The organism is Actinomadura luzonensis (assembly GCF_022664455.2).
Classification (GTDB): domain Bacteria; phylum Actinomycetota; class Actinomycetes; order Streptosporangiales; family Streptosporangiaceae; genus Nonomuraea; species Nonomuraea luzonensis.
The window spans coordinates 1,689,111-1,698,515 of sequence record NZ_JAKRKC020000002.1; the positions used below are offsets into that span (position 1 = coordinate 1,689,111).

Here is a 9,405-nt window from a genome sequence, read left to right on the forward strand (position 1 = left end):
CGCTCCTGATCGCGGAGCTGACAGGATCGCGGCATGCCCCGTGACTTCCCGCTGCGCGCCACCTTCGACCAGGTGGCCGGGTCCTACCAGGACGCCCGCCCCGACTACCCGCCCGGCCTGTACGCCGACCTGCTCGCCGACACCGGCCTCAGGCCGCCCGCGCCCCTGCTGGAGGTCGGCTGCGGCCCGGGCAAGGCCACGCTGCCGCTGGCGCGGGCGGGCTTCCCGATCACCGCGGTCGAGCTGGGCCCCGCCCTGGCGGCCGAGGCGCGGCGGCGGCTCGCCGGGTTCGCCGGCGTCGAGGTGGTGACGTCGTCCTTCGAGTCCTGGGAGCCGCCGCCGGGCGCCCGCTTCGCCCTGGTGTACGCGGCCACGGCCTGGAAGTGGGTGGACCCGGAGGTCAAGTACGCGAAAGCCGCGGACCTGCTCACGCCGGGCGGCCACCTGGCCGTGTGGAACGCCGACCACGCGCTGCCCGCCGGCCACGACCCGTTCTTCACCGAGATCCAGCGCGTCTACGAGGACCTCGGCGAGGGCCATCCCGGCCCGTGGCCGCCGCCCGAGAGCCCGCCCGACCCCACGGCCGACGAGCTGGCGGCCTCGGGACGGTTCGAGGTGACCGGGACGCGGCGCTACCTGTGGGCCCTGCGCTACACGGCGGAGGAGTACATCGCGTTGCTGGAGACGTTCTCCGGTCACATCGCCATGGACCCCGCCAAACGGGAGCACCTGTACGGGGAGATGCGCCGGCTGCTCGCCGCCCGCCCGGACGGGCGGCTCACCCGCCACTGGTCGGTCGTGCTGACGATCGGCAGGGTGCCGCCGGGATGAGTGCGTCCTCCTCGGCGGGCCCGGCCGGGTCGAGCGGGCGCGGCGCGGCCGGCCGCAGGACGGGGGCGAGGAAGGGCAGCAGGAGCACGACGGCGGTGATGAAGGCGAAGGCGGCCGGGTAGCCGAAGGCGCCCGCGAGCCAGCCCGTCACCGCCGGGGCCGTCAGCCCCGACAGGTACGTGATCGTGGCGACGCCCGCCACGCCCTCGCCCGCGGTCGGCCCGGCGTTGCCCGCCGCGGCGAGGGCCAGCGGCATGATGACGGCGACGCCGAGGCCGAGCAGGGCGAAGCCGGCGATGGCGAGCAGCGGGGTGCGGGCGGTGACGACGACGACCCCGCCGGCGACAGCGACGAGACCGCCCGCCCGCACGCAGGTCACCGGGCCGAGCAGGCGGATGATGCGGTCGCCGAGCAGGCGGGTGCCGGCCATGCACAGCATGAGGACGGTGTACGCGGCGGCGGCCAGGCCGGGCCCCGCCTCCGTGACCCTGGTGAGGTAGACGGCCGACCAGTTCGCGCTCGCGCCCTCGGCGAACGTCGCGCAGAAGCCGACCAGGCCGATGAGCAGGATGCCGCGGGCGGGGAGGGCGAAGCGGCGTGGCGGCGCCGCGCCGGCCGGGCGTTGCGCGGCGGTCACATGGTTCGGCAGGAGGCCGCGGCCGGCCGCCGCGCCGAGGGCGAGCAGGGCCAGGGACATCGCGGCCAGGTGCAGCCGGGCGTCCACGCCCGCCTGCGCGGCCAGCGCGCCGAGGCCGGCCGCGCCGAGGCTGCCGACGCTCCACATGCCGTGCAGGCCGGACATGATGGGCCGGTCGAGGTGGCGTTCCAGTTCGACGGCGTGAGCGTTCATGACGACGTCGGACATCCCGGCCGCGCAGCCGAACAGCAGGAACGCCACGAACAGCGCCGCCGGGACCGGGGCGAGGGCGGGCAGGGCGAGGCCGCCGCACCACAGGGCGATCAGCGCGCGGGTGGCGGTGCGGCTGCCGTACCGGAAGGCCAGGCGGCTAGCCACCGGCATGCCCAGGAACGCGCCGATCGACGGGCAGAGCATGGCCAGGCCGAGGGTGGCGGGGCTGAGGTGGAGGTGGTCCTGGATCCAGGGGATGCGGGTGGACAGGGAGCCGGCGACGGCGCCATGGGCGGCGAAGACGGCCGCTATCGCGCGGTGAGGCGTCATGTCTCTTAAATTAACAGGCAGGCTCCCTGATGAAAAGAGGTTTCGGGTAGGGAGCCTGCCTATTATGGGAGGCGTGAAGACCGCGACCCCGTCCATGGCCCGCGCCATCAACGACCGGCTGGCCCTCGACCTGCTGCTGGAGCGCGGCCCGCTGACCGCCCCCCAGCTCCGCGCGCTGACCGGGCTGTCCCGGCCGACCGTGTCCGACCTCATCGAACGGCTCCGGGACAGCGGGCTCATCGAGGTGACCGGCGAGTCCGGCGAGGACCGCCGGGGGCCGAACGCCCGGCTCTACGGCCTGGTCGCCCAGCGGGCCCACGTCGCGGGGGTGGACCTGCGGCGCGACGCCGTCAACGTCGTCGTCGCCGACATCACCGGCGCCACCGCCGGCTCGGCGAGCACCCCCCTGCGGGACGGGGTGCCGCTGGAGGAGCTGATCGAGGGCGTCGTGCGCGAGGCGGCCGGCGGGCGCGCGCTGGACAGCGTCGTCATCGGCGCGCCCGGGCTGGTCGACCCGAGGGACGGCGAGCTGGTGTCGCAGAACGACGTCCCGGGGTGGCGGCGCGGCGTCATGGGGGCGGTCAGGGACCGCCTCGGGCCGGGCGTGCCCGTCGTCCTGGAGAACGAGGTCAACCTCGCCGCCGTCGCCGAGCTGCGCGCCGGCGCGGCCCGGGGCAGCGCGGACTTCGTGCTGCTCTGGCTGGACGACGGCATCGGCGCGGCCGTCGTGCTCGGCGGCCGGCTGCGGCGCGGGGCGTCCGGCGGCGCGGGGGAGGTCGGGTTCCTGGAGGTGGGCGGCAGCAAGTTCTGCGACCTGGTCGCGCCGGAGGTCGCCGGGCGGCTGGAGCGGGCGGAGCTGGCCGGCCGGGTGGCGCTCGGGGTGTCCGCCTTCGTCGCCCTCCTCGACCCCGGCCTGGTCGTGCTCGGCGGGAAACGGGGCCACGAGGGCGGCGACGAGCTGGCCGCCGAGGTCGCCGGGCGGCTGCGCGAGCTGGCCCCCGCGCCGGCGGAGGTGCGGGCCAGCACGGTCGCGGGCAACGCCGTCCTGCAAGGGGCCGTGCTGACGGCCCTCGACCTCACCCGGGACCGGATCTTCGGCTGAGCGGCGCGGGCCGCCGCGACGGGAAGAGCGCGCGGGCGAGCGCGAGGTGAGTGAGCCGGCCGAGCGCGGCCGTGAACAGCGGCGGCCACGCGACCTGGCCGAGCGAGTAGCCGACCGCCACCAGGAGCGGAATCCACACCCGGTTCAGCGCCTGGTGGAGCAGGCCGGGCCGGCGGGTGTGCGCCTGGTCATCGTGCGGACAGCGTACGGGTGGCGGGATGGCATGCTGGACGCCGGAGGCGGCCGGCGAGCGCGCCGCCCCGGCGACGACGAGGAGACCGACGATGAGCGACCCCGCCCTCCGGCGCACCCCCCTGAGCGCCGACGAGCGCGCCCGCGCCGAGGCGAACTTCGTCCCGCTGGTCACCGGGCACCTGCGCGAGAGCGGCCGGTTCCGGATCACGGCCGACAGCGCCGAGACGATGGAGCTGTGGCAGGCGGTCGCCCGCCGGGCGGGCGAGACGCTGCGGCGGCCGGTCGTCAGCTACGCCAACGGCCGCGACATCGTGATCACCTTCGCCGACGCCGCCCCCGCCGCCGAGGTCCTCGGCTAGGGCGCCCGGCCCGCGCGGGGCCGGGAACCCGTCGTCCGGCAGGCGGTCAGTTCTGCACGGAGGAGCAGCGGTGCAGCACGGTGCCGCGCTTGCCGGCCGGGCCGTTCAGCCGGATGAAGGGCTGGACGGTGGTCGTGCCCGCGGCCACGTTGATCACCGCGAACGTCGAGCGGGTCTCGAAGAACTCCTGGTGGTTGGCGAAGTTCGCCGGGCCGAACCCGCCCTCGCTGACCGCCGCGTTGTTGACCGACCAGCCGAGCCGCAGCTCGGCGCCCGCGTCGACCCCGGCGTCCGCGCTGACGTCCGCCCTGATCGTCTGGGCCGAGGAGACCGTGATCGTGCGCGGCGCGGTGAGCGCCAGCCAGCCGAGCGAGGAGTCGAACCCGAACGAGCCGAGGTTGCAGCCCGCCTGCGCCGCGGGCAGCGCCGCGGCCGGCTGGGCGAGCGTGACGGCGGCCGCGAGCAATGCCGCGGCGCCCAGCGCGGCCGCCCCCGCCGCCGTCCGGCCCCGCCTGCTGGTGATGTGTCTCATGGAAATCCCCCTCCGTGGAACGGTCCGGCACCGTCCCGGGACCGGGGCGGCGCCTCGACACCTGGGGCGTGACATCCCGTTCCACGCGGACGCGGGGGGCCGGTCAGGGCTTGGGGGCCGGGGCGGCGCCTTTCGCGGCCTGGTCGTCCTCCTCCTCCACCCGGGCGAAGCCGGCCGAGTAGACGACCAGGCCGAGGACCCCGCCGACCAGGACGGCCACTCCGGCGAGCACCATGATGTGCCAGAGACCGGCGACCACCCCGACGAAGCCGAGCCCGAGTGAGGACTCCCTCGCCACCCGCACCACGACCGACCGCGCCGCCCGCCGCCGGTAGGCCTCGTGCCGGTTCAGCACGATGAGCGCGGCCAGGAGTGGGATGGCCAGCGAGAAGGCGATCACGCAGATCTTGGCGGACAGGTCGAGCGAGGCGGCCCCCGACGTCAGGAACGGCTGCACGAGGACGATCCCGATGGCGATCAGGCCGCTGTACATCAGGTTGTTCTGCCGGAGCAGTTCCTCCCCGTACCCGGACATCCGTCTCGTCCACCAGGCGGCCTGCGCGGCGGCCTGCCGCTCCCACTCCGCCGCCTGCGCCGCGGCGGCCTCCCGCTCGCGGCGCTCCTCGTCGTGCGTGTTGTCGTCCATGGCGACCATTGTGCAGACGCCGGGAGAGGCGTCAGGCCGAGGGGACCGGCTCCCGCAGCGGCAGGCGCACCTCGAACCACGTCTCGCCCGGCACCGACCGGACCTTGATCTCGCCGCCGTGCCGTCCCGCCACGATGCGGTAGGAGATGTCCAGCCCGAGGCCGGTGCCCTCGCCCACGCTCTTCGTGGTGAAGAACGGCTCGAAGATGCGGTCCTTGATCGCCTCGGGCACGCCGTGGCCGGTGTCGCCGATCTCGACGATCGCCTCGTCCTCGTCGTGCGCGGTGCGGACGGTGAGCGTGCCCTCCTCGTCCATCGCGTCGAGCGCGTTGTGGATGAGGTTGGTCCACACCTGGTTGAGCTCGCCCGCGTAGCAGGGGATGGGCGGCAGCGTGCGGTCGTAGTCGGTGACCACGGTGATGCCGGGCGGGATCTTGCCGCGGAAGATCGCGAGCGTGCTGTCCAGCAGCTCGTGCACGTCCACCTGCTGGAACGGCGCCCGGTCCATCTGGGAGTACTGCTTGGCCGAGCGGATCAGCGTGGTGATGCGCTCGGTCGCCTCGCCCACCTCGCTCAGCATCTGCGAGATCTCGATGGCCTCGGCCAGCCAGCGCACCGCCGACGGGGCGTGCTCCTCGCCCACCTTGCCGCGGATCTTCTCCAGGTCCTTCGGCGAGAACTCGGCCTGGACCAGCGCCGGGGCGAGGTCCCAGGCGTCCTCGACGCCCAGCTCCTCCAGCGCCTCGCCCAGCTCGTCCTCGGCGTCGGAGATCTCCAGCGGCGAGCGCTGCGTCTGCTTGCTCGCCAGCTTCGCCGTGCACGCCTCCTGCGCCTCGATGAGCGCGCGCAGCTTCTCCGGCGGGATGCCGTCCTCGGCGAGCTGGGCGAGCTGCAGCCGCGAGTTCTTGATGAGCTGGCGCAGCTCGCCGACGGCCCGCACGGCCGCCGCGGCCGGGTTGTTCAGCTCGTGGGTGAGACCGGCGGTGATCGTGCCGAGCGCGGTGAGCCGCTGCCGCCGGTCGATGATCTCGCGCTGCATGCGCCCGCCCGACAACATGCCGTCCAGCAGGTGCATCGCCATCGGGAACCACTCGGCCACGATGTAGGCGAACTTCCTGGCGGGCAGGATGAACATCCGCGACGGGGCCGTGGCGCGCAGCGTGTGCTGGTAGGTCTGCGGGGCGCGGTCGCCGAGGTAGGCGCTGGTGGCGCCGCCGTACACGCCGGGCTGGGACGTGCGGGGCATGGCCACTGTGCCCGCGCTGACCGTCTCGCTGATCATCTGGATCTCGCCCTCGATCAGCACGGCGAAGCACTCGGCCGGCTCGCCCTGGCGCAGGACGTCCTCGTCGGCCGCGAAGGTGGCCACCCGGCCGCTGTGGGCGAGCTTGGTGAGCTGGGCGTCGTCCAGCCGCTCGAACAGGAACAGCTTGCGCAGCTCGTCGATGTCGATCCGGTCGTCCCTGACGTTGGTCTCGGTCATTGCTTCTCCAAGTAGCGGTGCACCAGGGCGACGGCCATCGCGCCCTCTCCGACGGCGGAGGCCACCCGCTTGATCGACTCGGCGCGGACGTCGCCCGCGGCGAACACCCCGGGCACGTTCGTCTCCAGGTAGTACGGCTCGCGCCGCAGCGGCCAGTTGCGCGGCCGCTTGCCGCCCTGCACCAGGTCGGGGCCGGTCAGGACGAAGCCGCGCGCGTCGCGCTCGACCGTCTCGCCCAGCCAGGAGGTGAACGGCTCGGCGCCGATGAAGACGAACATCCACTGGGCGTCGACCGTGCGCTCCTCGCCCTTGGCCGACAGCGTCAGCCGCTCCAGGTGCCCGGTGCCGCCGCCGCCGACGACCTCGGTCTGGAGGTGCACCTCGATGTTGGGGATCGCGGCGATCTGCTCGATGAGGTAGTGCGACATGGACTTCTCCAAACCATCACTCCTCACCAACAAGTGGACCTTGCTCGCGAATCCCGCCAGGTAGACGGCCGCCTGCCCGGCCGAGTTGGCCGCGCCGACGATGTAGACCTCGGTGTCGGCGCAGGCGGGGGCCTCGGTGAGGGCGGCGCCGTAGAAGACGCCCCGGCCCACGAACTCGTCGAGGCCGGGCGCCTCCAGCCGCCGGTAGGTGACGCCGGTGGCGAGGATCACCGCGTGCGCCGCGATCTCGCCGCCGTCCCTGAAGCCGATCACGCGGGCCTGGCCGCGCGGCTCCAGCAGGGTCACCTTGCGCGCGGCCAGCAGCTCGGCGCCGAACTTCAGCGCCTGCCGCCGCGCCCGGTCGGCGAGCTGCTGGCCGGACACGCCGTCGGGGAAGCCCAGGTAGTTCTCGATGCGGGAGCTCTGGCCCGCCTGCCCGCCGGAGGCGTGCGCCTCGACGAGCACGGTGCGGAGCCCTTCCGAGGCGCCGTAGACGGCCGCGCCGAGCCCGGCCGGGCCGCCGCCGACGACGATGAGGTCGTAGAAGTCGGTGGCCGGCGTGGTCGACAGGCCGACGGCGGTGGCCAGCGTGGCCTGGTCGGGCGACTCCAGCGTGGTGCCGTCGCTGGTGACCACCAGCGGCAGGTGGCAGCCCTCGCCGGCGGCCTTGACGAGCTGCGCGCCCTCCGGGTCCTCGGCCAGCATCCACTGGTACGGCACGTGGTTGCGGGCCAGGAAGTCGCGCACCTGGTACGACTGCGCCGACCACCGGTCGCCGACCACGCGCAGCTCGGTGCGCTCGATGCGCTCGGTGCGCAGCCACGCGTCGAGCTGCCCGTCGATCACGGGGTAGAACTTCTCCTCCGGCGGGTCCCACGGCTTGAGCAGATAGTGGTCGAGGTCCACCACGTTGATCGCCTGGATGGCCGCGTCGGTGTCGGCGTAGGCGGTGAGCAGCACGCGCCGCGCGTACGGGTACATGTCCATCGCGGCTTCGAGGAACTGCACGCCGTTCATCTGCGGCATCCGGTAGTCGGCCAGGATGGCCGCCACGTCGTCGCCGCGCAGGCGCATCTCCTTGACCGCCTCGATGCCGTCACGGGCCGTCTCGGCGCGAACAATCCGGTATTCCTGGCCATAGCGGCGTCTCAGGTCGCGCGCCACCGCGCGCGAGACGCCCGGGTCGTCGTCCACCGTCACGATGACCGGCTTGTCCATGCCCCTACCTTCTCCCAATGGTCCTACACATGAAGGATGTCATGGGCGGGCGAGTGGGCGGGAAACGCGCTCATATCATGGGCCGATGGGCACCCGCGAGCGCATCGTCGACGCCGCCGAGCAGGTCATCCGCGAGTTCGGCATCGCCGGCGCCACCACCAAGCGCATCGCGGCGGCGGCCGGCTGCTCCGAGGCCCTGCTCTACAAGCATTTCCCGGGCAAGGAGAAGCTGCTGCTCGCGGTGCTGCTGGAGCGGCTGCCGGCGCTCGGCCCGGCTCTCACGCGGCTGCGGCTCGCGGCCGGCACCGGCGACGTGGCCGGCAACCTGACCGCGTTCACGCTGGCCGCGCTGGAGTTCTACACGCGGGCGGCGGGCATCGCCGCGGGCGTCATCGCCGACCCGTCGCTGATGGCGGGGTTCCGCGCCATGCTGGCCGCGAGCGGCAGCGGCCCCCACCTGCCGATCCTGGCGCTCGCCGAGGTCATCGCCGACGAGCAGCGCCGCGACCGCGTCGACCGCGAGATCGACCCGGGCGCGGCGGCGTCGATGCTGATGGGGGCCTGCTTCCACCGGGCCAACCTGTCGTACTACGTGGACCCGCCGGGCGACGACGCGGCCTGGGCGGCCACGCTGGTGGACACGCTGCTGAGAAGGTGACGGCTCAGGCGATGACCCGGCTCTCGCCGCCGTCCACCAGCAGCGACACCCCGTTGACGAACGACGCCCGCTCGCTGGCGAGGAACGCCACCGCGTCGCCCACCTCCTCGGGCCGCCCGATCCGGCCGAGCGGCACCGCCCTGGCCCGCTCGGCCAGTCCGTCCTCGCCGCCCGAGGTTTCGCGCAGCCGGTCGGTGTCGATCGGGCCGGGCAGCACGTTGTTGACCAGCACGCCGTCGGCGGCGACCTCGCGGGCCAGGGTGCGCACCACGCCGGCGACGGCCGAGCGGGTGGCGTTGGACAGCGCCAGTCCGTCCAGCGCCTCGCGCGCCGACCGGCTGGTGATCGTCACGATCCGGCCCCAGCCGCGCGAGCGCATCTCGGGCAGCACCGCGTGGATCAGCCGCACGGTGCCGAGCAGGTTGCGCTGCACGGCGACGTCCCAGTCGGCGAGGGTCGCGTCGGTGAAGCGGCCGGGCGGCGGGCCGCCCGCGTTGGCCACCAGGATGTCGACCGGGCCGAGCACGTCGCGGGTCTCCTCGACGATGCGCCGGGCGGCCGACGGGTCCTCCACGTCGGCCAGCACGGCGTGCACGACCTTGCCGAACTCCTGCAGCTCCACCACCGCGTCCGCCAGCCGTTCGGGGCTGCGGCCGACGATGCAGACGTCGCAGCCCTCCCGCGCGAGGCTCCTGGCCGTGGCCAGTCCGATGCCCGCGCTGCCTCCGGTGACCAGGGCGACCTTGCCCGAGATGCCGAGATCCATGGGGCGA

The 9,405-nt window shown here is 74.1% G+C and carries 11 protein-coding genes; 4 read left to right on the forward strand and 7 right to left on the reverse strand.

The window, feature by feature from the left end:
• Positions 1–33 precede the first annotated feature (33 nt).
• Positions 34–831, forward strand: coding sequence for a class I SAM-dependent methyltransferase (locus tag MF672_RS38115; protein ID WP_242382217.1), 798 nt, complete (start codon positions 34–36; stop codon positions 829–831).
• On the opposite strand, the gene MF672_RS38120 is transcribed toward MF672_RS38115, so the two are convergent.
• The gene (locus tag MF672_RS38120) at positions 779–2,011 is read right to left on the reverse strand and encodes an MFS transporter (protein WP_242382216.1); all 1,233 of its coding nucleotides are present in this window, start codon (positions 2,009–2,011) and stop codon (positions 779–781) included. The genes MF672_RS38115 and MF672_RS38120 overlap by 53 nt on opposite strands.
• Positions 2,012–2,084: 73 nt before the next feature.
• Between MF672_RS38120 and MF672_RS38125 the strand changes: the two genes are divergently transcribed.
• Complete coding sequence (locus MF672_RS38125; RefSeq protein WP_242382215.1) at positions 2,085–3,113, forward strand: ROK family transcriptional regulator; 1,029 nt, start codon at positions 2,085–2,087, stop codon at positions 3,111–3,113.
• On the opposite strand, the gene MF672_RS38130 is transcribed toward MF672_RS38125, so the two are convergent.
• Positions 3,088–3,252 (reverse strand): hypothetical protein, encoded by a 165-nt coding sequence (locus tag MF672_RS38130; RefSeq protein WP_242382214.1) that lies wholly within the window; start codon positions 3,250–3,252, stop codon positions 3,088–3,090. The two genes, MF672_RS38125 and MF672_RS38130, sit on opposite strands and share 26 nt — an antisense overlap.
• A 145-nt stretch (positions 3,253–3,397) precedes the next feature.
• Here MF672_RS38130 and MF672_RS38135 point away from each other — a divergent pair, with 145 nt between their 5' ends.
• Positions 3,398–3,667: a hypothetical protein gene (locus MF672_RS38135; RefSeq protein WP_242382213.1), complete on the forward strand. Its 270-nt coding sequence runs from the start codon at positions 3,398–3,400 to the stop codon at positions 3,665–3,667.
• 46 nt (positions 3,668–3,713) lie between these two features.
• Here MF672_RS38135 and MF672_RS38140 read toward each other — a convergent pair whose 3' ends face one another.
• From MF672_RS38140 to MF672_RS38155, 4 genes are all read right to left on the reverse strand, one after another.
• Positions 3,714–4,199, reverse strand: a complete 486-nt coding sequence (locus MF672_RS38140) for a hypothetical protein (protein ID WP_242382212.1) — start codon at positions 4,197–4,199, stop codon at positions 3,714–3,716.
• 103 nt (positions 4,200–4,302) lie between these two features.
• Positions 4,303–4,845 (reverse strand): hypothetical protein, encoded by a 543-nt coding sequence (locus MF672_RS38145; protein ID WP_242382211.1) that lies wholly within the window; start codon positions 4,843–4,845, stop codon positions 4,303–4,305.
• A gap of 31 nt (positions 4,846–4,876) precedes the next feature.
• Positions 4,877–6,328: an ATP-binding protein gene (locus MF672_RS38150; RefSeq protein ID WP_242382210.1), complete on the reverse strand. Its 1,452-nt coding sequence runs from the start codon at positions 6,326–6,328 to the stop codon at positions 4,877–4,879.
• The gene (locus MF672_RS38155) at positions 6,325–7,974 is read right to left on the reverse strand and encodes an NAD(P)/FAD-dependent oxidoreductase (protein ID WP_242382209.1); all 1,650 of its coding nucleotides are present in this window, start codon (positions 7,972–7,974) and stop codon (positions 6,325–6,327) included. Before MF672_RS38155 ends, MF672_RS38150 begins: the two co-directional genes overlap by 4 nt.
• A gap of 85 nt (positions 7,975–8,059) precedes the next feature.
• On the opposite strand from MF672_RS38155, the gene MF672_RS38160 reads away from it, so the two are divergent.
• Positions 8,060–8,632: a TetR/AcrR family transcriptional regulator gene (locus MF672_RS38160; protein ID WP_242382208.1), complete on the forward strand. Its 573-nt coding sequence runs from the start codon at positions 8,060–8,062 to the stop codon at positions 8,630–8,632.
• Between the two features lie 4 nt (positions 8,633–8,636).
• Here MF672_RS38160 and MF672_RS38165 read toward each other — a convergent pair whose 3' ends face one another.
• Positions 8,637–9,398, reverse strand: coding sequence for an SDR family NAD(P)-dependent oxidoreductase (locus MF672_RS38165; protein ID WP_242382207.1), 762 nt, complete (start codon positions 9,396–9,398; stop codon positions 8,637–8,639).
• Between the last annotated feature and the right edge of the window lie 7 nt (positions 9,399–9,405).

What these genes read in the sequence shown, in the direction of transcription:
- MF672_RS38155 (WP_242382209.1), bottom strand. Translation starts at nt 7,974, where the DNA reads ATGGACAAGCCGGTCATCGTGACGGTGGACGACGACCCGGGCGTCTCG.
- MF672_RS38160 (WP_242382208.1), top strand. Translation starts at nt 8,060, where the DNA reads ATGGGCACCCGCGAGCGCATCGTCGACGCCGCCGAGCAGGTCATCCGC.
- MF672_RS38150 (WP_242382210.1), bottom strand. Translation starts at nt 6,328, where the DNA reads ATGACCGAGACCAACGTCAGGGACGACCGGATCGACATCGACGAGCTG.
- MF672_RS38120 (WP_242382216.1), bottom strand. Translation starts at nt 2,011, where the DNA reads ATGACGCCTCACCGCGCGATAGCGGCCGTCTTCGCCGCCCATGGCGCC.
- MF672_RS38165 (WP_242382207.1), bottom strand. Translation starts at nt 9,398, where the DNA reads ATGGATCTCGGCATCTCGGGCAAGGTCGCCCTGGTCACCGGAGGCAGC.
- MF672_RS38140 (WP_242382212.1), bottom strand. Translation starts at nt 4,199, where the DNA reads ATGAGACACATCACCAGCAGGCGGGGCCGGACGGCGGCGGGGGCGGCC.
- MF672_RS38145 (WP_242382211.1), bottom strand. Translation starts at nt 4,845, where the DNA reads ATGGACGACAACACGCACGACGAGGAGCGCCGCGAGCGGGAGGCCGCC.
- MF672_RS38135 (WP_242382213.1), top strand. Translation starts at nt 3,398, where the DNA reads ATGAGCGACCCCGCCCTCCGGCGCACCCCCCTGAGCGCCGACGAGCGC.
- MF672_RS38115 (WP_242382217.1), top strand. Translation starts at nt 34, where the DNA reads ATGCCCCGTGACTTCCCGCTGCGCGCCACCTTCGACCAGGTGGCCGGG.